Source organism: Micromonospora peucetia, assembly GCF_900091625.1.
Taxonomy (GTDB): Bacteria; Actinomycetota; Actinomycetes; order Mycobacteriales; family Micromonosporaceae; genus Micromonospora; species Micromonospora peucetia.
The window spans coordinates 5663804-5688761 of record NZ_FMIC01000002.1; the positions used below are offsets into that span (position 1 = coordinate 5663804).

Here is a 24958-nt window from a genome sequence, read left to right on the forward strand (position 1 = left end):
CGTCCACCCTCCGTCACCCCGATCCGAGGCTATTGCCAATCTTCGATGCGCCATGTAAAAGTTCTTCACTGAAATCAACCTCGTGTAAAGAATCCTTCGAGGGAGACCGGGATGAGAAGAACCACCACATGGCTGTTGAGCCTCGCCACCGCGGCGGGGCTCACCATCACGCTCGGATCGGCGGCCGTGGCAGAACAGGCGATGACCGCGCAGCCACCGGTCTCGGCGGCGGCTGCCGTCGGGCCGCAGCCCGGCACCTTCGTCGGTAAGGGCTTCGACACCTGCACCGCCCCGTCGCAGTCGGCGATGAACGCCTGGCGTACCAGCTCGCCGTACCGCGCGGTGGGCATCTACATCAGCGGGGCCAGCCGCACGTGCGCGCAGCCCAACCTGACCCCGACCTGGGTCACCAACCAGACCGCCAACGGCTGGCGGCTGATCCCCATCGAGCTCGGCTACCAGGCGCCCTGCGGCACCCGCGCGCCGAAGATGTCCGCCGACCCCGGCACCGCGCGGTCGCAGGGCCGGACCGCGGCCACCAGCGCCGCCAACGCCGCGACGGCGCTGGGCATCGGGGCCGGCAGCACCATCTACAACGACATCGAGCAGTACCCGACGACCACGGCGTGCCGCGCCGCGGTGCTGTCGTTCCTGTCCGGCTGGGTCGAGCAGCTGCACACCCGGGGCTACCTGGCCGGAATGTACTCCAGCGGATCATCCGGCATCAGGGACGTCTGCCTCGAGTACAACAACCCGAGCTACATCAGGCTGGACCAGATCTGGATCGCCTGGTGGAACGGCGTGGCCGACACCGACGCCGGCTCCTACTGCTCCGACGCGTACTACGCGAACCACCAGCGGCTGCACCAGTACGCCGGGGACGTGACGGAGACCTGGGGCGGCGTGACGATGAAGATCGACCGCAACTACCTGGACGTGAGCACGTCCCAGCAGCCGCCGCAGCAGTGGAGCACCACCATCGACAACACCACGGCCGGCGGGTTCACCGCGGGCGCGGCGTGGAGCACGTCGGCGTACTCCGCCCAGCGGTACGGCACGGACTACCGGTTCGCGAACCCGACGACGGCCAGTGACGTCGCCTGGTACCGGGCGAACGTCCCGGCGACCGGAAGCTACGAGGTCTCGGTCTGGTATCCCGCCGACGCCGGATACAACGACCGGACGCCGTACCTCGTCGCCACCACCTCGGGCAACCAGTCGGTGACGGTCAACCAGCGCGTCAACGGCGGACGATGGACGTCGATCGGCGTGTTCACCCTCGCTGCCGGCGACGGCAACAAGGTCGGGGTGAGCCGCTGGACCGCCGGCAGCGGCTACGTGGTCGCCGACGCGGTACGGATCACCCGGATGTGACCTGACGCCCGCCCGACAGGTGGGAACGGGGCGTCGCCGGTGCGTACGAGTCACCGCTGGCGGCGCCCCGCTGCGGCGTCCGATGCCGGCGCCGACCTCCGCAGGGGCCGCCGTTCGCACTCCGCCACCGTGGATGAGGGTGCTAGAGGTGGCAGTCCGGGTAGTTCTCGCCCAGCTGGATCTCGGCCCGCACGGCGAACTCGCGCAGCTTGGCCATCGCCTCGGCCGGCCCGCCGGTGGCCTGCACCATCGCCGACTGCGCCAGGATGATCAGCGCCTCGACCGCCTCCTGCGGCCGAGGGTTGACCAGAGCCGCGACCTGGGCCATGTCATCGTCGAAGTAGGCCAGCAGGATCCGGCTCGCGAGCCCGAAGGTCCGGGCGGTGTCCCGCGACAGGTCGCTCGCGCCGTCCGACACCACGTCCCACTCCCCTTCTCCACCACTCATGGCACCCCGGGCACGAGCAGACGGACGCCGTCAGCGGCTCGCGTGACTCCATCGAGGCGCGGGGCCATGGTGCCTGAGAAATCGATTCCCTGCCATATAGGATCTCAGGCTAACCACTCTCGGATGGTGGGCCGCGACGGACGGTGGCGCTCCTACGGCCGCTTTCGGGGATCCGACGCGGGACTGGGCGCAAGACACCGACAGGGGACGGCCGCATGACGACCATCTATGACGTGGCTCGGATGGCCGGAGTCTCGGCGGCGACAGTGTCCAGGGTGCTCAACGGGCACTCGTCGGTGGATCCGGACCTGGCGGCGCGGGTACGCCAGGCGATGCTCGACCTGGACTACCGGCCCAACGCGGTGGCCCGCAGCCTGCGCCGGCAGCGCACCAGTCTCTGGGCGGTGATCATCTCCGACATCGGCAACCCGTTCTTCACCTCGCTGGTGCGCGGCATCGAGGACGTGGCGCAGGAGGCGGGCTTCTCGGTGGTCCTCTGCAACGGCGACGAGGATCCCGACAAGGAGACCCGTTACGTGACCGCCGCCCTGACCGAGCGGATGGCCGGCGTGATCATCTCCCCGTCGGGGCGACCGACCCTGATCAACCGGCTCACCGAGGCCGGGATGCCGGTCGTGGCCATCGACCGGCAGCCCCACGGCGTGGCCGTCGACACCGTGCTCGTGGACAACGTCCACGGGGCCGAGACGGCCACCGCCCACCTCGTCGACAGCGGCTACCGCCGGATCGCCTGCATCACCGGACCACGTCGGATCTCCACCGCAGTGCAGCGGCTACGCGGCTACCAGCAGGCCCTGCGCGCCTCCGGCCGGACCGTGCCGGAAGACCTGATCCGGTACGCCGACTTCCGGGAGGACGGCGGCTACCGGGCCATGGCGTCCCTGCTGAACGCCGCCGAGCCACCGGACGCGGTCTTCGTCGCCAACAACCTGATGACGGTGGGCGCGGTGGAGTGCCTCGTCGACACCGGCGTCGTCGTTCCCACCCGGTGCGGCGTGGTCGGGTTCGACGACATCCCCTGGGCCCATCTGGTCCGGCCCTCGTTGAGCACCGTCGCGCAGCCCACGTACGACCTGGGGCGGGCTGCGGCGACGCTGCTCACCGAGCGGATCGCCAACCCCGCGAAGGCCTCCTCGACCGTGACCCTGCGGACGACCCTGCGGGTGCGTGAGAGTTCGGTCCGCTCCCTCCCCCAGCCGAACGGGCAGCTCGCGGACGGCCGGGTCGGGCCCGCCCGGGCCCGGTGAGCCGGCCGCGATCGGCCTCCGTCCAGCGCCCGAGCGGGGACACCTGCCCCGGCATCACAGCGCGACGTCACCGCACAGGTGCACCCGCACCCCGAGGGCGTCGAGCATCGCGGCCTTGACCCGCAGGGCACGGTCGGCGGCACCGGCGTCGGTGGCATAGACCACGTTGAGGTGATTGGCCCGGTGCCGGGCCATCAACTGGTCGCGGCCCACGCCGTGCAGCACCGCGTGCATGATCGGCCACTGCGGGGTGGTGGCCTGGAGCCGACGCTGCGTCTCGGCGGCCGGCAACTCCACCACGGTGCCCCGGCCCAGGTCGACGTGCAGCACCCCGTCCATGATGAAGATCCGCGACCAGACGATCTCGCCCGGCCGGGAGACACCGCTCAGGGTTCCCCCGCCCAACGGGAAGTACATCGGCGGCTGCCGCATGCTGTACGACCGGTCGTAGCCGCCGTTGTGCGACGCGGGGACCGAGCCGGAGATCTCGAACACCCAGACGAAGTCCGGCCCGTACTGCTCCCCCCAGCGGATGTCGTGCAGGGTGGTGGCCGGGTCCATCCCCATCGCGGTCCAGATCCGGTTGGTGACCAGCGAGTCCACCGCGACGCCCTCGTCGACCTCGTTGAAGTGCGGCAGGGCCAGTCCCGGATAGAGCTCGCGGGAGGCGTCCCGGCTGGTGACCGGCGGCCGGGACACGTTGTTCAGCAGCCCCTCGGCCAGGTCACTCGCCGGCACCGTGTCCTTGAGCCCCTGCTGGTACTGGATGCCGACCGCGTCCAGGCCGAAGTCGTCGGCGATGCGCAACGCGGCGACGTACATCTTGAACTGGCTGAGCAGTTGCGCGTCGGTCAGTTCGGTCGCCTCGTCGGTGCCGGTGTGGAAGGTCATGCCGGCGTCGTCGAGCCAGGCCCGCACCGCGTACGCCTCCTCGTCGGACACCCGCGACATCTCCGCGACCAGCGCGCTCTGCGACAGCCGCTCCTTGAACACACCGAGCGGGTTGAGCAGCTCGTCGTCGATGATCGCGTTGTACATGCCCATGCAGCCCTCGTCGAAGACGCCGATGACGGCCGGTCGGCGCCGCAACTCCCGAGCCAGCGCCACGCCGAGCGCGACCTCCGGGTCGACCGGCAACGGCGGCAGGTCCCGCACGTGGCTCTCGTCGTGGACCACCTCGCCGGTCTCCAGCCAGGCCTTCAGTCCGTCGCGGGCCCACTCGTCGGTGAAGTCCTCGCTCCACAGCGCCGAGTACCGCACGCCCGCCTTGGTGAGGCTGCCGGCGAGGTTCAGCAGACCCACCAGGCCGGGGAACTCCCCGCTCCAGTTCGCCACCAGCAGGATCGGCCCACGATGGGCGCGCAGCCCGGCGAGCACGTGGTGGCTGTACTGCCACACCGCCTCCACGACGACGAGCGGGGCGTCGAGGGGGATCCGCTGGAAGATCTCGATGCCGGCGCGCTGACTGTCGATGAAGCCGTGACCGGTGACGGCGTCCACCGGATGGGCCCGGCAGGTGTGCCAGCCCAGGGCGGTGACCGCGTCGGCGAAATCCGCCTCCAGGCGTTGCTGGGTCGGCCAACCGGTGACGTTCGCGCTCAGCCGCAGGTCGCCGCTGGCGACCGTGTAGACCGTCCGGGGGGCGGCGGCCGGCGGATCGACCAGCACCGGCATGGTGTAGTTGCTCACGGGTTGACTTCCTCCACTGGGTCGTCGGTGCCTGGCTGGGGCGTGGTCGCGAGACGTGCCTGTCGGGCGGCCAGCGCGTGGGCGACGGATTTCGAGCCGACGTACAGCTCCCGGTACAGCCGGTACAGCTCGTCGTAGTCGGCGGCGAGCGCCGGTCGTGGCGTACGGATCTCCCGGATCGGGTTCCACCGGTGGATGTCGACCCGCTCGACCGCGCCGGCGGCGAGGAACGCGGCGCCGTAGCTGGCACCGATGGTGACCGACGGGATGTGCTGCTCCCGGCCGGTGATGTCCGAGACGATCTGCGTCCAGAGGTCGCCCCGGGTGCCGCCGCCCACCGCCACGACGCGTCGGATGTCGCCGCCGGCCGCCTCGATCGTCTCGATGTTGTGACGCACCCCCAGCCCGGTCGCCTCCAGCGCGGCCCGGTAGATGTCGCCCCGGTCGTGGGAGAGCGTCAGGCCGGCGATGACGCCACGGGCGTCCGGATCGAGCAGGGGCGTCCGCTCGCCGGCGAAGAACGGCAGCATGAGCAGGCCCCGCGCGCCCGGCCCGGACCGCGCGGCCAGCCGGAGGAGTTCGGGGTAGTCGGCGGCGTCGAACAACTCCCGCAGCCATCCGGTGATCGCCCCGGAGGTCGCCATGCCGCCGGCCAGGTTGCGGGTGCCCGGCAGCGCGCCGACGGTGCCCCACAGCGACGGGCTGGTCAGCCGGTGCGGCACCGTGTGCACCAGGAACATGGTCGTGCCGTACATGAGCATCAGGTCGCCGACGCCCTGGGCGCCCACGCTGACCGCCTCCGACCAGGCGTCGATCGTGCCGGTGACGACCGGGGTGCCCGGCGACAGCCCGGTCGTCGCGGCGGCCTCGGCGGTGACCTGCCCGGCCACGTCGCCGGGCCACCGCAGTTCGGGCAGGTCCAGCTCCGGGGCGATCTCCTCGGCCCACGGGCGGTACCAGCCCTGGGCCGCGCTGTCGTACAGCGGGGTGCACTGGCTGGCCGAGTGCTGGTCGAGCAGGTATCGGCCGGTCAGCTGGAAGACCAGCCAGGAGCTCGGCATGAACAGCCGCCGGGCCCGGCCGAACAGCTCCGGCTCAGCGTCGGCGACCCAGGCGACCTTCGCCCCCGCAGCCTGGGTCGACAGCGTCGAGCCGCACCGTCGCAGGATCTCCTCCGCGCCGAGGCGCTCGGTGAGCCGGGCGATCTGCGGCGTGGAGCGGGTGTCCACGCCGTACAGGATGGCCGGTCGCAGGGGCGTGCCGCCGCCGTCGGTGAGCAGCACGCACGGCCCCATCCCGCTGACCCCGACCGCCACGACGTGGGCGTCACCGGGGGCGAGCAGGTCCCGGGTCAGGGCGACGAACTCGTCCCACCAGATCCGGCCGTCCATCTCCACCCAGCCGGGTCGCGGCCGGTCCACCCGGTGCTCCCGGACGCTGGAGCGCAGCACGCGCCCGGACAGGTCGACGAGGACGCCCTTGCTGCTGGACGTGCCGATGTCGACCCCGAGCACCGCCGTCACCGTCATGTCAGATCTCCCCAGGTCGGGCTCGGCCGTCGGGCCTTGCCGGGTCGGTGCTCAGGCGACGCCGCCGAGCCTGGCGTACGTCTCGGTGGCGTTCTCCCTGGTGATCCGCATCGTGTCGAGCGTGGTGCTGCGCGGGACGTCCTTGGCGCAGTCGACCAGGATCCTGCGGGCCAGGTCGACGGCCTCCCGGCCGCCTGTGGCGTACTGGAAGGTCGCCGCGAGCCGGCCCTGCTCGACGGCCTTGATGCCGCCCGACGGCACCGGCAGCGCGTCGATGCCGGTGAACTTCACCTTCGTGTGCAGCCCGGCCGCCTTCGCGGCCAGGTACGCGCCCTCGGCCATCGGGTCGTTGTGGGCGTAGACGGCGGCGGCGTCCGGGTGTGCCTTGAGCAGGGCGTCGGCCACCGACTGCCCCTTCTCCCGCAGCCAGTCCCCGGGCTGGGAGGCGACGACGTCGATCTTGGGGTTGGCCGCGATGCCGTCCCGGAAGCCCTGGGCGCGTTCGGCCGCCGGCGTGGAGCCGGGCAGCCCGGTGATCTCGATGACCTTGCCGCCGTCGGGCAGCAGCGTGCTGGCGTAGAACTCGCCGGCGGCCCGGCCGATCGCGACGTTGTCCCCGCCGACGAAGGCCGTGTACGCCTCGCCCTCCACCTTGCGGTCCAGCACGATGACCGGGGTGCCCCGCTCGTACGCCTTGCGCACCACCGCGGTCAGCGGCTTGGCCTCGTTCGGAGAGATGATCAGCAGGTCGATCTTCTGGGTGAGGAAGTTCTCCACGTCGGCGACCTGCTTGCTGTTGTCCTGGGCGGCGTCGGAGACCACCACGCTGAAGCCGGGGACGGACTTCGCCGCCGTCTGCACGTCGTTGTTCATGACCTGCCGGTAGGGCTCGGCGTTGTTGGCCTGCGACATGCCGATCAGGAAGTCCCTGCCGGTGCCGCAGTTCCCGGCGGCGGCGTCGGCGCCGTCGGACGGCTTCTCCACGCTGCACGCGGTGGAGGTGACGAGCGCGCCGGTGCACAGCAGCGCGAGAAGGACGGTACGGGTGCGCATGATGACGCTCCTTGTTCGGTGGTGGTTCAGACGATGCTGCGGCGTAGCTTCTGCAGCCCCGCGGCGGCCACGATCACCAGTCCCTTGATCAGCAGCTGCACGTTGGCGTCGATGTTGTTGAGCGCGAGGATGTTGTTGAGGATGCCGAGCAGCAGCGCCCCGGCGAGCGTGCCGCCCATCGAGCCGGTGCCCCCGGCCAGGCTGGTGCCGCCGATGACCACCGCAGCGATGGCGTCCAGTTCATAGCCGGCGCCGTCGTTGGGGCTGCCCTGGTTGAGCTGGCCCGCGTGGATGATGCCGGCCACCGCGGCGAGCAGGCCCGCGATGGCGAAGACCGCGACCTTGACCCGCAGCACGGGCACGCCGGAGAGCCGGGCGGCCTTCTCGTTCCCACCGATGGCGTAGACGTGGCGGGCGAACGCGGTCTTGCGCAACACGACGATCGCGGCCACGCCGATGCCGATGAACAGCACCGCCGGTACGGGCACCACCCCGTTGATGCTGCCGTTGAGGATCTCGAACGCCGGGGGCGCCTGCTGGGGACCGTCGCCGTAGGCGATCGGGATGCCGAGTCCATCCGACCAGATCCGGGCGAGGCCGCGCGCGACCTGGAGCCCCGCGAGGGTGACGATGAAGGACTGGATGCCGAGCCGGGCCGTCGCGTAGCCCTGAAGCGCGCCGAAGAGCGCGCCGATCAGCAGTACGACGGTGACCGCGGGCAGGATGCCGAGCCCGGAGTCGACCATCAGCGTCGCGGTACCGACGGCGGACAGGCCGAGGATGGCGCCGACGGAGAGGTCGATGCCACCGAGCAGGACGACGAACGTCATGCCGACCGCGATGATGCCGATCTCGGAGACCGCGCGGACGATGTTGCCGAGGTTCTCCGTGGACAGGAACAGGATCTCGCCGTCGCGGCGGGGCGACACGGCGATGGCCAGTACGAAGACCAGCAGCAGCGCGAAGAGGCTCTGCACGGCGAAGAGCCGCTCGACGAGTTCGCCCCGGCCGCCCGGTCGGCGCCACCGCCGGTGCCCGGCGACACCCGCCGTGCCGGCCCCGGCCGGGGCGACCGGCGTGCCGGATTCCTCCCCCGGCGCGCGCAGGTGAGTCATCGGTCGTCCCCTCCGGCGGACGCGCCGCCCATCGCCGCGGTCAGGATGTCCTCGCCGGTGCACCCGTCGGCGGGGAGTTCCGCGACGGCGCGTCCACGCCGCAGGACCACGATCCGGTCGCAGACGCCGGTCAGCTCGGGCAGCTCCGACGAGGCGAGCAGGATGCCCATCCCGTCGTCGGCGAGCCGGCGCAGCAGCCGGTAGATCTCCGCCTTGGCGCCGACGTCGACCCCACGGGTCGGCTCGTCGAGCAGCAGCAGGCGGGGGCGGGTGAGCAGGTGCCGGGCGAAGACGACCTTCTGCTGGTTGCCGCCGGAGAGGGCGCCGACCGGCGCGGTGCTCGACGGCGTCCTGATCGCCAGGGCGGCGACCTGCTGGCGTACCGCGTCCCGCTCGCGTCCGCTTCGGACGACTCCGGCGGTGCTGAGCCGGCGCAGGGCGGCCAGCACGATGCTCCGGCCGACGGGGTGCTCGAGGACCAGGGCGGAGCGGCGGCGGTCCTCGGGGACGAAGCCGACGCCGGCGCGCAGCGCGCGGCGGGGGCCACGTGGGGCGTACGGGTGGCCGGCCAGCCGGAGCAGGCCGGTGCGTCGACCGGGTGGACCAGCGCCGTACAGGGTCTCCAGCAGCTCGGTGCGGCCCGCCCCCATCAGGCCGGCCAGGCCGACGATCTCCCCGGCGTGGACGGTCAGGCTGACGCCGGCGGGTTCGCAGCGCCCGGGACGCCTGACCCGGGGTCGTACGGCGAGGTCGCCCACCTCCAGCACCGGCGGCCCGGCCGGGGCGGGCACTCCGGCGCCGGCGGATCCCGCGTTGAACAGCGCCTCCGCCGGGCGACCGACCATCAGCGTGATGATCCGCTGCCGGTCGGCGCGGTCCGGGCGCAGCGTGCCGGCCACCTCGCCGTTGCGCAGGACGGTGGCCCGGTCGGCGATGTGTTCGATCTCCTCCAGCCGATGGGAGATGTAGACGATGGCCACGCCGCGGTCGCGCAGCGCGCGGATGGTGGCCATCAGCCGCCGCACCTCGGCGTCGGCGAGCGCGGCGGTCGGTTCGTCCATGATGAGGACGCGGGCGTCGAGGGAGAGCGCCTTGGCGATCTCGACGAGCTGCTGCTCGCCGACGCGCAGCGAACCGACCGGCCGGCGCGGGTCGATGTCCGCGCCGAGCGGGCCCAGCCAGTCGCGGGCGGCGCGGGCCATCGCCCGTCGGTCGAGCGTCCGTAGCCGGGTGCGCGGTTCCCGGCCGAGCACGAGGTTCTCGGCCACGGACAGCGCCGGCACCAGGTCGAGTTCCTGGTGGATCGTGGCGATGCCGGCGGCCTGGGCGGCGGCCGGGCCGGCGAACCGCACCGGCTCGCCGCCGACCGAGATCTGCCCGTCGTGGTCGGTCACGACGCCGGACAGGATGTTGATCAGGGTCGACTTCCCGGCCCCGTTCTCCCCCAGCAGGGCGTGCACCTCGCCGGCCCGCAGGGTGAGGTCCACGCCGCGCAGGGCGTGCACGCCGCCGAAGCGCTTGGCGATGCCGGACATCGCGACAACCGCTCGGTCGCTCACGACGGCACGGCGTTGATGGCCGCGTAGACGGTGTCGGCGAACCCGGTGTCCCGCCCCACCCCGCTGGCGGCGAACCGCCACGTCCCGCCGGGGTACTGCCCGGCGGGCCACGCGAGGCCGCCGTTGCGCCAGAGCGGCTGCCAGGCCGACATCGAGTGGCCGGCGTCGTACCAGGTGTTGTCGCCGCGCCAGGCCGATGCCCACCGGTGCGCGGCCACCAGCGACAGGCCGGCGCCGGAGGTCATCGACCACGTCGGCATCCCCGTCACGTCCCCGGTCGGCCGGGCCGCCACGGCGGGATCACCGACCGCCGGCAGGGCACCGTCGACGTTGAACGCCACCTCCCACACCGGTGCCGTCGTCGGGCCGGTCACCGACCAGGTGACGTCGCTCTGCAGCGCCGGCCCGGCCCACCGGGGCGCCACCGTGAGCAGCCAGTCGGCGGTGACCGGCTCGTCGCCCATCCGGATGCCGACCAGGTTGATCCGGGAGCCGTCGGCGGAGACGTCCACCCGGGCCGGCGGGCCCGCCCGGTCGGTGACGTCGAAGCGGCCGACCGCCAGGTAGGGGCCGGTGCCCCGGTGCGACGAGTCCAACGCGGGCCGGTACGCCCCCACGCCGGCGGGGTCGACCGCCAGGGACGCGATCCGGGTGTGCGGCCAGGTACGCACGTCGGCGCGCAGGAAGCCGGTGCTCACCTGGTAGCCCCGGGCGACGACCCCGGTGGACCAGGTCAGCGGGGCGAGCCACAACCCGCCCTGCCCCCAGCCGGCGTGGCTCAGGTACCAGTTGTCGCCGTCCACCACGACCTCCGCGGCGTGCGCGTCGAGCACGGTCACCTTCTCCGCCCCCTCGAAGCGCAGCGGGTCCCGGCTGCGGTAGACCGCCGTGCGCCGGTACGCCGCGCCGTAGTCGGTGCCGTCGCAGCAGACGAAGAGGTACCACCAGTCCCCCCGGCGCACCACGAACGGCGACTCCGTCTGCCCGGCCGCCCGCCCGGTCTGCGGCGACACGTACGCGACGCCCCGCCCGCTCCAGGTGTGCAGGTCGGTGCTGGTGCGGTAGGCGACCACGTGGTTGCCGCCCTGCGGATGGGAGGTCGCCGTGTAGTACATGACCCACCGGTCACCGACCCGGGTCACCATCGGGTCGCGGCCCTCCCAGCCGTCGGTGAACAGCGGGTTGGCCGGGCTGCGGGTCCAGGTGAACAGGTCGGTCGAGGTGGCCAGGTGCATCCGGTAGTTCGCGTAGTCGGGACTCCCCGCCGCGTAGAACATGTGGTAGACGCCGCGGTCGTACACGACGTGCGGCGCCCAGATCCACTGTTCGCCCGCCGCCGGGTCGGCCGTCAACGCCGGTGGCCGCTTCGTCCACGGCCCGGTGGGCGTGGGCGCCGTCGCGTGGCCGAAGCTCTTCTCGTCCTGCGGCGCGCCCGGCTCCGCGTGGGCGATGGCGAAGGTGTGCCACAGCCCGGTCCGCTGGTCGCGCACGATCGTGTGGTCGTTGTAGTACCAGGACACCGGCTCCCCCACGCTCGGGTCGTAGACCCGGGTCAGCGGCCCCCGCGCCGGCGTCTCGCCCACCGTCTCGTACGCCGTGGTGGTGACCGCCGCCAGCGGGCCGACGCGGCGCAGGGTGAGCGTGTCCAGGCCGGCGAAGAAGCCGGTCGAGGACGCGGACCGGCCGGTCACCGTCACCGTCAGCCGGTGGGTGCCGGCGGTGAGCGAGGCGGAGCCCAGCGGCACCGCCTCGACGCGCCGCACCGTGGGGGCATAGCCGTCGAAGAGTTGACCGACGGCCACGCCGTCGACGGCGAAGCGCAGGGTGCCGTAGTCGGCGGCGCGGGTGAGCACGCCGCCGATGTCGTACTGCCCGGCCGGGACCGGCGGCAGCGACACGGTGACCGAGTCGCCCGCCCGGGCGGCACGCAGCCAGAGTTGCCGGCCGGCCGACCAGCTGACCCCGCAGCAGTTGGACTGGGCCTCGACCGGGGCGGTGGACGAGGTCACCGTCAGCGACTCCGCCTCGGCCCGTACGACATCCTCGGCGGCGGCCGGTCCGGCCGGTACGGCCACCAGGGCGGCGCCGAGCAGGAGCGCCGCGAGCATCCGGGGGGCGCGCATCACGACACGCTCGGGCGGGGCAGGTCGGTGCCGGGCGCGAACTGGTCGTGCCACCTGACACCGGCTCCGAAGCCGCCGCCGGTCGACAGCGCCACGTACACGTCTGCCCTGGTACCTCGGGTGTACGTCACCAGGTCCGCCCTTCCGTCGCCGTTGAAGTCGCCCACGCCGGGCAGTTCGTCGCCCACCGCGAACCAGTCATGCCACCTGCCGGGCTGCGGGGCGAAGCGGGTGCCGTCGGAGAGCGCCACGAACACGTCGCCGGTGGTGCCCCGGGTGAACGTCACGATGTCGTCGCGCCCGTCGCCGTTGACGTCCCCGAGCGCCGGTAGCTGGTTGCCGAGCGCGACCGATTCGTGCCACTTCCAGCCGTCCTCGACGAACCGGGTCCCGTCGGAGAGGGAGACGAACACGTCGCCGGTGGTGCCCCGGGTGAACGTCACGATGTCGTCGCGCCCGTCGCCGTTGACGTCGCCCACCGCCGGTGACTCGTCGCCGAGCGCGAAGTGGTCGTGCCATTTGACGCCGGGACCGAAGCCGCTGCCGGTCGACAGCGCCACGTACACGTCGCCGGCTCCGCCCCGGGTGAAGGTGATGATGTCCGTACGCCCGTCGCCGTCGACGTCGCCGACCGCGGGGATCTCCGTGCCGGTGGCGAAGAAGTCGTGCCACTTCACGCCGGGGGCGTAGGTCGAGCCGGTGGACAGCCCCACGTAGACGTCGGCGCTGTCGCCCCGGGTGAAGGTGATGATGTCGGCCCGGCCGTCACCGTCCACGTCGCCGGTGAGCGGGATCTCCTCGCCGACGGCGAAGAAGTCGTTCCACTTCCGGGCGTCCGGCACGAACCTGGTGCCGTCCGACAGGGAGGTCGTCACGTCGGCGGTGGTGCCCCGGGTGAACGCGACGGCGTCGTCGCGACGGTCGCCGTCGGCGTCGCTGGTGTTGCGGGTGCGGGTGGTCGCCGACACCTCGGCCGAGGGCGCGGAGCCGTTGCCGGCGCCGTCGAGGGCGACGACCCGGTAGTGGCGGGTCTGTCCGGCCGGCAGCGGGCCGTGCCGGAAGGCGGTCGTACGGGTCGTGCCGACCAGGTTGGCCGGGGTGATCGCGACGCCGGGGTTCCGCGAGGCGTAGACCCGGTAGCCGGCGACTCCCACGTCGTCCGGCGACGCCGACCAGGACAGGCCGATGGCGTGCACCCGCCCGCCGGCCAGGCTGAGACCGGTGACCGCGCCCGGCGCGGTGGCGTCGAGGAACGGGGCGACCATGCTGTCGGCCTCGTAGCGGGCCGCCGTCCACGCCGGGGCGCCGGCCACCGGGGTCAGGGTGACCGTGACCGTCGACCGGCCGGCGGTCAGCGCGGCCGGGAGGACGAACTCGTCGGCCAACCAGCGCTGCCGGTCGTTGCCCAGCGGTTGCAGCCACACGCCGGCCGGCCGGCCGTCGACCGACACGGCGGCCTGCTGGTGTGCGCCGGCCTGGTCGCCGTGCCGGCGCAGCCGTACGCCCTGGTTGGCCGGGTCGACGGCGAGCCGGAAGCTGACCGCGCCGCCGCTGGCGCGCACCTGGCCGGTGACGGTGGCGTTGTCGTCGTCGCCCTCGTACGCGCTGGTCAGCGGGTGCTGGGTGGCGGAGTCGGTGTAGGCGTGCCCGGCGCGGCTGGCCGCGTCGCCGGTGACCAGCGTGTCGGTGCGGCGCAGGGCGACGGTCGGCTGGGTGTAGAGGAAGGCGGTCGAGGCGTAGTCGGCCGGCATGTCGTTGGCGGGGCCGTGCTCGATGCCGAAGCGCAGCGCCGTGGCGTAGGGCACCGCGTCGCCGATCATCAGCCGGTAGACGGCGTCGCACTCGTCGACGCAGCCACCGGAGCGGAACAGGTGGGCGGTGTTGCCGGTGAAGACGCCGCTGTACTCGCCGCGGTTGAAGTACCACCCGGACTCGTAGAAGTCCTCGGTGCCGGTGCCGTAGATCTGCGGCGTGGGCGAGCCGTCGACGTGGATACGCTCGTCGCCCTCCAGGTAGTTGCGGGTGTTGCCGCCGGTGATGTGGCCCCGGGCGGTCTGTGACACGCCGACGAACCGACCGCGCCCGGACTGGTCGGCCACGATCCAGTCGCTGCCACCCACTGTCTCCGCCCGGCGGGACTGGGTGGTGAAGTAGCCGGCGGCGCCGTCGGGGGCGAGCGCGTCGGTCCAGGCGGCACCCGGCGCGGTGGTCACCTCCGCCTGCACGCCGTTGACGGCGGCGCCGGTGGTGTTGGCGACCGAGATCGTGGCGGTGGACCGGAACGGCATCGGCCACCAGGCGCTGTACCAGCCGCCCGGCGCGGCGTCCATGGCGAACATCAGCGAGCGTACGGACCGTTCGCCCAGGCCTGCGCCGAAGAACTCGCCGATCGGGCTGTCGACCGTGCTCCGCCCGTCGAAGGAGATCCGCAGTCGCAGGCCGGACAGCGTCGGCGCGGTGGCCGCGGCGTCGGGCAGTCGCAGCCGCAGCGCCGTGACGGCGGCGGGGCCGGTGAGCGTGGCGAGCGTGGAGCGTCCACCCGCCGGGACGTCGACCCGGGCGGTCCGGGTGGTCGCGCCGGGCTGGGCGGGCTTCGGGTCGCGCACGCCGGCGGCACGCAGCCTGTCCAGCACGTCGGTAGCGGGGTCGGCGGGGTCGAACGTGGGCACCCCGACGGCGTCGGCGAACTTCCGGTAGGTGACGTGGTGGAAGAGCGGGTTGAACTGGGTGGTGATCCGCATGGAGTCGCGGTAGGGCATCGGTACCTTGACGGTGACCCCGCCGGACGTCTGGTCGGCGTTGGTGACCAGCGGCCACACGAACGGGTGGCCGAGTCCACCGTCGACGAGTTGCTGAAGGCCGGTGTCGACCACCGTGACGCCGTCGAGCTCGATCCGGATCCAGCCGGTGGCGCTGACATCGCCGTCGTCGCGGGTGAACCAGATCGACTGCACCTCGCCGGGTCCGCGGTCCTCGGCGATGACACAGCCGCCGGACTGGCGCAGGCACGAGTAGGTGCCGACGAAGCCGTCGTCGTTGGAGCCGTCCCGGGCGAAGCTGGAGAACTGCCGGGTGCGGCTGCCGGCCGCCAGCTCGGGCAGCCGGTCGAGCCGGCGGTACACGTCCCAGCCGACCGGGCCCTTGTCGTCGACGACGGCGAGCGGCGCGGGGAGCGGCGCGGCGCCGCCCGAGGTCGGGGCGGACGGGGTGGCGTGCGCTGCCGTCGGGGGGATCATGGTCGCCAGCGCCGCGGCGAGAGCCAGCCAGCGGCGTACGTGGGGCTTCATGGATGTCCCTCCAGGATGACCGTCGGTGACCGCGCGGGAAATCGATTGCTCGGCAGTTAACTGGGGACATCGCAGTATGTCAATACTTTACCGCCGCCACTCAGTTGCCGAAGGAAGATTCCAGGACGCATTGACAGCCGTGAGGCTCCTGGCGATACTCCTCGGCAATCGATTTCCCACTCTCGCGAGGAAGTGCCCGCACCGGCACCGGACCACCTCCGTGGCGGAACGCTCGCCGCCCCCGCTGACCCCTCAGAGGAGCATCGTGAGACGTACTCCCCTCGCCCTGCTGGTCGGCCTCTGCACCGCCCTGGCAGCGGTCGTGGCGACCGCGCCGGCGCAGGCCGACGCTCCGATCGGCACGCTGGCCTGCACCTCCATCCCCGCGAACCACGATCCGGCGATCAGCGTGATCGTCTACCGGGTCGCCCGTGCCCACGACGTCAACGACAAGGTCATGCTGTCCGCGTTCGAGGCGGGCTGGGTCGAGTCGCACATGAACAACCTGCCGTGCGGCGACAAGTCCTCGCTCGGGGTGTTCCAGCAGCGGTGGGACTACGGCTGGGGCACGCCGGAGCAGATCATGGACCCGGTGTACGCCAGCACGCAGTACATCACCCGGGCGATCGTCTGCGACCGGAACAACCCCCGCCACACCGCCGGGCAGATCGCCCAGTGCGTGCAGCGCTCCGGCTTCCCCGACCGCTACGACCAGGTGGCGGCCAAGGCCCGGACCCTGCTCGACGAGGCGGCGCGTACCCACGCCATCGCCGGCGGGTCCGCCACCGACGTCAGCGGCGACGGACGCGACGACATCATCACCTTCACCCAGAACGCCCTCGCCGACGTCTACGTCAGCACCTCCACCGGCGCGGGCTTCACCGGGACCTCGGTGAAGTGGAACGACTTCTTCTCGATCGGCGGCGAGACAGCCTCGACCGGTGACGTCAACGGCGACGGCAGGGACGACATCGTCACCTTCGCGCACAGCAACACCGGCGACGTGTACGTGGCGCTGTCGAACGGCGCCGGCTTCGGCCCCGGCCAGAAGTGGCACGACTGGTTCGCCCCCGGCGCGGAGATCGGCGCGGTCGGTGACGTTAACGGTGACGGCCGCGACGACATCGTCGCCTTCACCCACAACGCGGCGGGCGACGTGTACGTGGCGCTGTCCACCGGGTCGTCGTTCGCCGGGACGGCGGTGAAGTGGCACGAGTACTTCTCGATCACCGGCGAGTACCCGGCCCTGGGTGACGTCAACGGCGACGGCCGCGACGACATCATCACCTTCACCCAAGGGCCCGCCACGGCGGCGGACGTCATCGTGGCCCTCTCCACCGGATCGTCGTTCGGCGCCCCCCAGAAGTGGCACGACCTCTTCGCCGTCGGCACCGAACAACCCCGCGTCGGCGACATCAACGGCGACGGCAAAGACGACATCGTCACCTTCACCTGCGACACCAACGCCGACGTCTACGCCGCAGTGTCCACCGGCACCTCGTTCGCCGGCACCACCGTCAAGTGGAACGACTTCTTCTGCCTGGGCGGGGAGTTCCCCTACCTCGCCGACGTCAACGGCGACGGCAAAGACGACATCGTCGTCTTCACCAAGGGCGCCACCAACGACGTCTACGTCGGACTCTCCACCGGCACCGCCTTCGGCGCCGGCGTCAAGTGGCACGACTACTTCGGTCGCAACGGCGAAACCACCCTGTGACCCGGGAACGGGAGACCACCATGCGATCCACCAGACTCTCTTGGCGCGGGGGCGCCGCCGCCGTCCTCGCGGTAGCGCTGCTGAGCCCCGTCGCACCGGCCACCGCCGCGACGGCCGGGTCCACCAGCCCGCTCGACACGGCCTTCACCCGCGCGGCCGGCGAGTTCGACGTACCGAAGGACGTGCTGGTCGCCGTCGGCTACGGCGAGACCCGGCTCGACGGGCACGAGGGCCGCCCCAGTCAGGCCAACGGCTACGGCGTCATGCACCTGGTCAGCAACCCCCGGCAGCGCAGCCTGGAACGGGCGGCCGAGTTGACCGGGCAACCGGTGGCCGCCCTGAAGTCGGTGACCTCGGTCAACATCAGGGGCGGCGCGGCCCTCCTCCGGGACATCGCCGACGCCGAGCGGCTCACGGCAGCCGACCGGGACCGGATCTCCGCCTGGTACCCGGTGGTCGCGCGGTACGCGCACGCCGTCGACGACGCGACGGCCCGCCTGTACGCCGACCACGTCTACGACCTCCTGTGGGCCGGCATCACCGCGACGTCCGTACGGGTCGCACCGCAGCGGGTACAGCCGGAACTCGGCCGGTACGCCGGGGTCAGCCCCGCTGGCGCGGCGGCGCCGGGCGCCCTCGCGGCGGCAGTGCCGGAGTACGCGCCGGCCCGGTGGGTCGCGGCGTACGGCGGCAACTACGCGGCGGGCCGTTCCTCGCGGATCACCACCGTGGTGGTGCACGTGACCCAGGGCTCGTACGCCGGCACGGTGAGCTGGTTCCAGAACCCGTCGGCGGGAGTGAGCGCGCACTACGTCGTGAAGTCGAGCAACGGCGAGGTCACCCAGATGGTGCGCGAGGGTGACACCGCCTACCACGCGCGGTCGGCGAACCCGTACTCGGTCGGTATCGAACACGAGGGCTTCGTCGACAACCCGGGTTGGTTCACCGATGCCATGTACCGCTCGTCGGCCGCGCTGACCCGCTACCTCTGCGACAAGTACGGCCTGCCGAAGAACCGCACCGCGATCAAGGGCCACCACGAGATGCCGGGCAACGACCACACCGATCCCGGTCCCCACTGGAACTGGAACTACTACATCTCGTTGGTCAACGCCGGCGGTGGGTCCGGTGGCCGGTATCTGGCGGGGTCACCGACGGACTTCACCGGCGACGGCCGCGACGACGTCATCGCCTTCACCCAGGGCTCGTTGAACGACGTCTACGTCTCCACCTCCACCGGCGCCTCCTTCGCCGGCACGTCGGTGAAATGGAACGACTTCTTCGGCCTCAACGGCGAAACCCTCCTCACCGGAGACTTCAACGGCGACAACCGCGACGACATCATCGCCTTCACCCACGGCACACTCGCAGACGTATACGTCTCACTCTCCACCGGCACCAACTTCACCCCATCCACCAAATGGCACGACTGGTTCGCCCCCGGCACCGAAATCGCCGCAGTCGGCGACGTCAACGGGGACGGCAAAGACGACATCATCACCTTCACCCACGACAACGCCGCAGACGTCTACGTCGCACTCTCCACCGGCACCTCCTTCACCGGCACCGCCGTCAAATGGCACGAATACTTCTCCATCACCGGCGAATACCCGGCCCTGGGTGACGTCAACGGCGACGGACGCGACGACATCATCACCTTCACCCAAGGACCCGCCACCGCCTCCGACGTCATCGTCGCCCTCTCCACCGGATCGTCCTTCGGCGCCCCCCAGAAATGGCACGACCTCTTCGCCGTCGGCACCGAACAACCCCGCGTCGGCGACATCAACGGCGACGGCAAAGACGACATCGTCACCTTCACCTGCGACACCAACGCCGACGTCTACGCCGCAGTGTCCACCGGCACCACCTTCACCGGCACCACCGTCAAATGGAACGACTTCTTCTGCCTGAGCGGCGAATTCCCCTACCTCGCCGACGTCAACGGCGACAACAAGGACGACATCATCGTCTTCACCAAAGGCACCACCAACGACATCTACGTAGGACTCTCCACCGGCACCACCTTCACCAACAGCACCAAATGGCACGACTACTTCGGCCTCAACGGCGAAACCACCCTCTGAAACCGTCCCACATAGACAGACAAGCTCCGCGCCGCAGCTTTCGTCCATTCTGGCGCGGTCTCACCCGATGGAGGATCCATGGACAACACCCCTGCCGTCCGCCGGCCCGTCAGCCGTCGACGTCTTCTGACCGGGGCCGCGGGAGTCGCCGCCGCCGGCACGTTCGCCGGGGCGCTCGCCGCGCCGCTGCCCGCGTCCGCCGCCCGCGACGGCCACGGCCTGCGCATCGTGGACCGCAACGAGAACGGCGGCCGACTCCAGTACTACCGGTTCGCCACCGACGCCATCCAGTGGGACCCGGCGGTCAACGTCCTGCTGCCCGACGGCTACCACACCAGCGGTAAGCGTTACCCGGTGCTGTACCTGCTGCACGGTGGGGCCGGCGACTTCCGGCAGTTCCACATGCACGACAACATCATCAACCTGACCGCCGGCAGGGAAATCATCATCGTCATGCCGGACGCCGCGACCGGTTGGTACTGCAACCCGGTGAGCAGCAACACCGGCCCCCGCAACTGGGAAACCTTCCACATGGCCCAACTCCTGCCGTGGATCGATGCGAACTTCCGCACCTTCGCCGAATACAACGGCCGGGCCGTCGCCGGCTTCTCGATGGGCGGGTTCGGTGCCCTGAAGTACACCGCGAAGTACTACGGGCACTTCTGCTCGGTGAGTTCCCACTCCGGCCCGGCCAGCCTGCGTCGCAACTTTGGTGCCGTCGTGCACTGGGCCAACGTCTCCTCGGCTGCCGTGGAACTCGGCGGGGGCACCGTCTACGGCGCACCGCTGTGGGACGAGGCGCGGGTCACCGCCGATAACCCGATGCAGCGCCTCGAGAGTTACCGCCACAAGCGGATCTTCCTGGCTGCCGGCACCTCGCCTGATCCGTGGAACTGGTTGGACATCGCCAACGAGACGGAGGTGCTGGCTGGCCAGCGCGAGTTCCGGGCGGCCCTCGGGCGGGCCGGCATCCCCCACGAGTGGCGTGAGCTCCCTGGCGGTCACTTCTTCCGGCACGACATCTTCGTCCAGGATCTCAACGGGATGCTCGGACGCCTGCGCCGCGCCGGCTGACCGCCGGCTGACGACGCGCCGTCGCACGCCGCCAGCGTGCGACGGCGCGCGACCCACCCATTCGACTCTTCCCTGACCGGAGTCAGCCCATGTCACGGCATTCAAGGACCAGGGTGCGTCGCGTCCTGGTCGCCCTGCTCACCCTGACGGTGGGCGTCCTGACCGGCGCGGTGGCGACATCGTCCCCCGCGCTCGCCGCGCCGAACTTCAAGGCCCCGTTTCCGTGCGGGCAGCGGTGGACCTACGGCCACCACAGCGCCGAGGTCCGGCAGGCCCTGGACTTCGTGCGGGCCGACGGAGGATCCACCGGGGGTACGCCGCAGGTCGCCTCCGCAGCCGGCGTCGCCCGGCGCCACTCGCAGCCCAGTGGCGCCGGCAACTACATCGTCATCGACCACGGCGGCGGCTGGACCACCTACTACTTCCACCTCAGTTCCTACTCGGTGCCCGACGGGGCGTACGTGCAGCAGGGCCAGCAGATCGGCATCACGGGCAGCACCGGCAACTCGTCCGGGGCGCACATCCACTACGAACAGCTCTACAACGGCGTCGGACAGACGATCGTGATCAACGGGATGTCGCTGGCACCGTATCCCGGCCAGTACCACCAGAAGTACCTGGTCAGCGACAACTGCGGTCCGACGCCGCCCACGGGTGGCCGGTATCTGGCGGGGTCGCCGACGGACTTCACCGGCGACGGCCGCGACGACGTCATCGCCTTCACCCAGGGCTCGTTGAACGACGTGTACGTCTCCACATCCACCGGCACCTCCTTCGCCGGCACGTCGGTGAAATGGAACGACTTCTTCGGCCTCAACGGCGAAACCCTCCTCACCGGAGACTTCAACGGCGACAACCGCGACGACATCATCGCCTTCACCCACGGCACACTCGCAGACGTATACGTCTCACTCTCCACCGGCACCAACTTCACCCCATCCACCAAATGGCACGACTGGTTCGCCCCCGGCACCGAAATCGCCGCAGTCGGCGACGTCAACGGCGACGGCAAAGACGACATCATCACCTTCACCCACGACAACGCCGCAGACGTCTACGTCGCACTCTCCACCGGCACCTCCTTCACCGGCACCGCCGTCAAATGGCACGAATACTTCTCCATCACCGGCGAATACCCGGCCCTGGGTGACGTCAACGGCGACGGACGCGACGACATCATCACCTTCACCCAAGGACCCGCCACCGCCTCCGACGTCATCGTCGCCCTCTCCACCGGATCATCGTTCGGCGCCCCCCAGAAATGGCACGACCTCTTCGCCGTCGGCACCGAACAACCCCGCGTCGGCGACATCAACGGCGACGGCAAAGACGACATCGTCACCTTCACCTGCGACACCAACGCCGACGTCTACGCCGCAGTATCCACCGGCACCACCTTCACCGGCACCACCGTCAAATGGAACGACTTCTTCTGCCTGAACGGCGAATTCCCCTACCTCGCCGACGTCAACGGCGACAACAAAGACGACATCATCGTCTTCACCAAAGGCACCACCAACGACATCTACGTAGGACTCTCCACCGGCACCACCTTCACCAACAGCACCAAATGGCACGACTACTTCGGCCTCAACGGCGAAACCACCCTCTGAAACCGTCGCTGCCGTTCCCGTCCGGCGGCCATGCCCGACGGCATGGCCGCCCCGGCGGTGACGACGGTCCGGGCTGGCCGCCCGGCGCCGACGATCAGATCAGATCAGCGTGCGCGGCGGTTGGCGCGCAGCGCGCCCAGGAGCACGCCGGGGGTGGCCAGCGACCTCGGGTGTTCGCGCATGGAGACGACCTCGTTGAAGCGCCGCGCGGTCGGCACGTGCGTGACGGTCGCCGCGACGATCTGCCCGCTGACCCAGCTGGACAACCGGTAGCCGCGCGGGTAGGGCCCGTCGACGTGCGGCAACGCCAGGTCGGCGGAGGTCGACATCGACCAGGCGACGTCGACCACGACCTTCTGCAGGGCGAAGAACCGGCGGGCGGGCACGCCCAGGTCCGGGCCCGACCGCAGGTACGTCGACAGGCAGGCCGCGTGCAGGGCCGCCGCTGTCATCCCCTGCCCGTACACCGGGTTGAACGAGGCGACCGCGTCACCGACGCTGACGAGCCCGGCGGGGAACCGCTTCAGCCGGTGGAAGTCCCGCCGCCGGCTGTCGGCGTGGCGGTAGGTCCGGACGTCGCCGAGCATCTCGTTTCCGGCGACCTCGCCGAACTCGGGCGGAAACTGGTCTCGCAGCCGGCGTACGAAGTCGTCCGCGGTGCGCCCCGGACGGTTGTCGCCGTAGCCGGCCATCATGGCCATCCACCGGCCGTCCTCCACGGCGAAGAACGCGGCGCCGGCCACGTCCGACGACATTTTCGGAGTGTGCAGCGCCAGGACGATCGTGGCATCCGGATCCGTCTCACGGCGCTGGAACAGGGCCGTCGCGTAGTTGAGGTTCACGGTCATCCGCCGCATGACGGGCCGGTCCCAGCCGGCCTGCGCCAACCACTCGGAAAGCCGGCTCGATCGCCCCATGGCGTCCACCACGAGATCGCCGGACTCGACGCCGGGCGCCCCACCGGCGTCGCAGCGGACCCCGGTGGTCACGGCACCGTCGAACACGAGACCCGTGGCGCGGGCGGTGACCGTCTTGACGTTGGGCAGTCGCAGCACCCGCTGGCGGATCAGCCCCTCCAGCAGGGGCCGGGTGCCGGCCAGGCTGTCGGCGTCGTCGGGTACGACAACCTTGAGGCGTCCGTCGAGATAGTTCCGCCTGGCCGCGGGTGGAGCCCCGACCGCCCCTCGGGCCAGGGCCTGTTCACGGAATCCCGGGAACAGGTGCTCCAGCTGGAGGAGGCCGCCGGGCAGCAGCGCGTGCAGTTGGGTCCCCTGTGGCACGCCCGGCCGCTCGCCGGTCACCTGTGGATCGTCCCGGTCGATGATGACGACACTCTGCGCGTAGTCGGACAACACCCGGGCCGCCAGCAACCCGGCGACGCTGCCGCCGATCACGACGGCCCTGCCGACGACCGGGGACGCCTGGTCGGGTGGCCGCACCGCGTTCAGCGCGGCGAAGACCCGGGCCGGGGACGAGGACATCATGCTCTCCAAGGTGTACGAGGTGGGGTGCCTTCTCGCCTGCCTGCCAGCGACCGGCGCCCGGGCCGACCAGCGGGACGGACCGGTCGGCACGACGCCCGTCGATCGTCGCACGGCACCGGGCGTAACACGCCCCCCTGCTCCCCCTCGCGAGGCGATCAGCACTCGATCACGTTGACCGCGAGGCCCCCGCGTGCCGTCTCCTTGTACTTGACCTTCATGTCGGCGCCGGTCTCCCGCATCGTCTTGATCACCTTGTCGAGGGAGACCGCGTGCACCCCGTCGCCCCGCATCGCGAGCCGGGCCGCCGTGACCGCCTTGATGCTGGCCACCGCGTTGCGCTCGATGCAGGGGATCTGCACCAGCCCGCCGACCGGGTCACAGGTCAGCCCCAGGTTGTGCTCCATCCCGATCTCCGCCGCGTTCTCCACCTGGGCAGGCGTACCGCCGAGCGCCTCGGCGAGCCCGGCGGCAGCCATCGAGCAGGCCGAGCCCACCTCACCCTGGCAGCCGACCTCCGCGCCCGAGATGGAGGCGTTCTCCTTGAACAGCACCCCGATCGCCCCGGCCGTCAGCAGGAACCGCACCACCCCGTCCGGGGACGCCGACGGCACGAACCGGGTGTAGTAGTGCAGCACCGCCGGAATGATCCCGGCCGCCCCGTTGGTCGGCGCGGTGACGACCCGACCGCCGGCCGCGTTCTCCTCGTTCACGGCGAGGGCGAAGAGCGTCACCCAGTCCATCACCCGCAACGGATCGGCGCTGCCGGTGTCAGCCGCCAGGCTCCGCCGCAACTCCGCCGCGCGCCGCCGCACCCGCAGCCCACCGGGAAGCACCCCGTCCCGCTCGCAGCCCCGCCGCACGCACTCCCGCATCACCCGCCAGATCTCCAGCAGACCGGCCCGGATCTCCGCCTCGGTACGCCAGGACCGCTCGTTGGCCAGCATCACCTCGCTGATCGACAGCCCGGTCGCGGCGGTGATGTCCAGCAACTCGCCCCCGGTGCGGAACGGGTATCGGACCCGCGTGGTGTCCGGGGTGATCCGGTCGGCCCCCGCCGCCGCCTCGTCGACCACGAACCCGCCACCCACCGAGTAGTAGGTACGGCTGCGCAGTTCGACGCCGCTGTCGTCGTACGCGACGAAGGTCATCCCGTTCGGGTGGTACGGCAGCGACCGGCGCCGGTGCAGCACCAGATCCCGGTCCGGGTCGAAGTCGATCTCCTGAACCCCCAGCAGAGCCAACCGCCGCTCGGCACGCAGCCCGGCCACCCACGCGTCGACGGTGTCCGTGTCGACCGTCTCCGGGGCCTCACCGGCCAGCCCGAGCAGCACCGCCCGGTCGCTGCCGTGCCCGTACCCGGTCGCCCCCAACGAACCGAAGAGCTCCGCCCGGACCCGGCCGGTACCGGCCAGCACACCGTCGGCCTTGAGCCCCGTCACGAACGTCCGGGCGGCCCGCATCGGCCCGACGGTGTGCGAACTGGACGGCCCGATGCCCACGCTGAAGAGGTCGAAAACGCTGATCATGACCGCACTCCC

16 protein-coding genes are annotated in these 24958 nt (G+C 71.3%); 6 read left to right on the forward strand and 10 right to left on the reverse strand.

What is annotated here, in order from left to right; translation table 11 throughout:
- Positions 1 to 111: 111 nt before the first annotated feature.
- Positions 112 to 1374, forward strand: a complete 1263-nt coding sequence (locus tag GA0070608_RS25690) for a glycoside hydrolase domain-containing protein (protein ID WP_091631028.1) — start codon at positions 112 to 114, stop codon at positions 1372 to 1374.
- Between the two features lie 142 nt (positions 1375 to 1516).
- Here GA0070608_RS25690 and GA0070608_RS25695 read toward each other — a convergent pair whose 3' ends face one another.
- The gene (locus GA0070608_RS25695) at positions 1517 to 1822 is read right to left on the reverse strand and encodes a hypothetical protein (RefSeq protein WP_141719547.1); all 306 of its coding nucleotides are present in this window, start codon (positions 1820 to 1822) and stop codon (positions 1517 to 1519) included.
- A gap of 215 nt (positions 1823 to 2037) precedes the next feature.
- On the opposite strand from GA0070608_RS25695, the gene GA0070608_RS25700 reads away from it, so the two are divergent.
- A complete protein-coding gene (locus tag GA0070608_RS25700) occupies positions 2038 to 3090 on the forward strand; it encodes a LacI family DNA-binding transcriptional regulator (RefSeq protein WP_091631030.1) in 1053 nt (350 codons plus the stop codon).
- A 54-nt stretch (positions 3091 to 3144) separates the two neighbouring features.
- Here the strand turns inward: GA0070608_RS25700 and GA0070608_RS25705 are convergent, their stop codons facing one another.
- The 7 genes from GA0070608_RS25705 to GA0070608_RS33100 are packed head-to-tail and all read right to left on the reverse strand — an operon-like array spanning position 3145 to position 15445.
- A complete protein-coding gene (locus GA0070608_RS25705) occupies positions 3145 to 4779 on the reverse strand; it encodes a fucose isomerase (RefSeq protein WP_091631031.1) in 1635 nt (544 codons plus the stop codon).
- Entirely contained in the window at positions 4776 to 6308 is a 1533-nt protein-coding gene (locus tag GA0070608_RS25710; RefSeq protein WP_176733837.1) for an FGGY-family carbohydrate kinase, read from the reverse strand. The genes GA0070608_RS25705 and GA0070608_RS25710 overlap by 4 nt, the downstream gene beginning before the upstream one ends.
- A 51-nt stretch (positions 6309 to 6359) precedes the next feature.
- Positions 6360 to 7361, reverse strand: coding sequence for a substrate-binding domain-containing protein (locus GA0070608_RS25715; protein WP_091631032.1), 1002 nt, complete (start codon positions 7359 to 7361; stop codon positions 6360 to 6362).
- 26 nt (positions 7362 to 7387) lie between these two features.
- On the reverse strand, positions 7388 to 8476 hold the full coding sequence (locus tag GA0070608_RS25720; protein ID WP_091631033.1) for an ABC transporter permease: 1089 nt from the start codon (positions 8474 to 8476) through the stop codon (positions 7388 to 7390).
- The gene (locus GA0070608_RS25725) at positions 8473 to 10035 is read right to left on the reverse strand and encodes a sugar ABC transporter ATP-binding protein (RefSeq protein WP_245715946.1); all 1563 of its coding nucleotides are present in this window, start codon (positions 10033 to 10035) and stop codon (positions 8473 to 8475) included. The genes GA0070608_RS25720 and GA0070608_RS25725 overlap by 4 nt, the downstream gene beginning before the upstream one ends.
- The gene (locus GA0070608_RS25730; RefSeq protein ID WP_091631035.1) at positions 10032 to 12158 is read right to left on the reverse strand and encodes a family 43 glycosylhydrolase; all 2127 of its coding nucleotides are present in this window, start codon (positions 12156 to 12158) and stop codon (positions 10032 to 10034) included. The genes GA0070608_RS25725 and GA0070608_RS25730 overlap by 4 nt, the downstream gene beginning before the upstream one ends.
- Positions 12158 to 15445: a DUF2961 domain-containing protein gene (locus GA0070608_RS33100; RefSeq protein ID WP_091631036.1), complete on the reverse strand. Its 3288-nt coding sequence runs from the start codon at positions 15443 to 15445 to the stop codon at positions 12158 to 12160. The genes GA0070608_RS25730 and GA0070608_RS33100 overlap by 1 nt, the downstream gene beginning before the upstream one ends.
- Before the next feature lie 265 nt (positions 15446 to 15710).
- Here GA0070608_RS33100 and GA0070608_RS25740 point away from each other — a divergent pair, with 265 nt between their 5' ends.
- The 4 genes from GA0070608_RS25740 to GA0070608_RS34180 all read left to right on the forward strand — a co-directional run bounded on the left by GA0070608_RS25740 (position 15711) and on the right by GA0070608_RS34180 (position 21936).
- Positions 15711 to 17162 carry an FG-GAP repeat domain-containing protein gene (locus GA0070608_RS25740; RefSeq protein WP_091631037.1) on the forward strand — a complete coding sequence of 484 codons (1452 nt, stop codon included), beginning with the start codon at positions 15711 to 15713 and terminating at the stop codon, positions 17160 to 17162.
- A gap of 20 nt (positions 17163 to 17182) precedes the next feature.
- Positions 17183 to 19249 (forward strand): N-acetylmuramoyl-L-alanine amidase, encoded by a 2067-nt coding sequence (locus tag GA0070608_RS25745; RefSeq protein ID WP_091636178.1) that lies wholly within the window; start codon positions 17183 to 17185, stop codon positions 19247 to 19249.
- Positions 19250 to 19327: 78 nt separating this feature from the next.
- Positions 19328 to 20323 carry an alpha/beta hydrolase gene (locus GA0070608_RS25750; RefSeq protein ID WP_091631038.1) on the forward strand — a complete coding sequence of 332 codons (996 nt, stop codon included), beginning with the start codon at positions 19328 to 19330 and terminating at the stop codon, positions 20321 to 20323.
- 89 nt (positions 20324 to 20412) lie between these two features.
- Positions 20413 to 21936 carry a VCBS repeat domain-containing M23 family metallopeptidase gene (locus GA0070608_RS34180; protein WP_091631039.1) on the forward strand — a complete coding sequence of 508 codons (1524 nt, stop codon included), beginning with the start codon at positions 20413 to 20415 and terminating at the stop codon, positions 21934 to 21936.
- 104 nt (positions 21937 to 22040) lie between these two features.
- Here the strand turns inward: GA0070608_RS34180 and GA0070608_RS25760 are convergent, their stop codons facing one another.
- Together GA0070608_RS25760 and GA0070608_RS25765 are read right to left on the reverse strand one after the other, a co-directional pair.
- On the reverse strand, positions 22041 to 23531 hold the full coding sequence (locus GA0070608_RS25760) for an FAD-dependent oxidoreductase (RefSeq protein WP_245715947.1): 1491 nt from the start codon (positions 23529 to 23531) through the stop codon (positions 22041 to 22043).
- Positions 23532 to 23575: 44 nt separating this feature from the next.
- Entirely contained in the window at positions 23576 to 24946 is a 1371-nt protein-coding gene (locus tag GA0070608_RS25765) for an L-serine ammonia-lyase (protein WP_091631041.1), read from the reverse strand.
- Between the last annotated feature and the right edge of the window lie 12 nt (positions 24947 to 24958).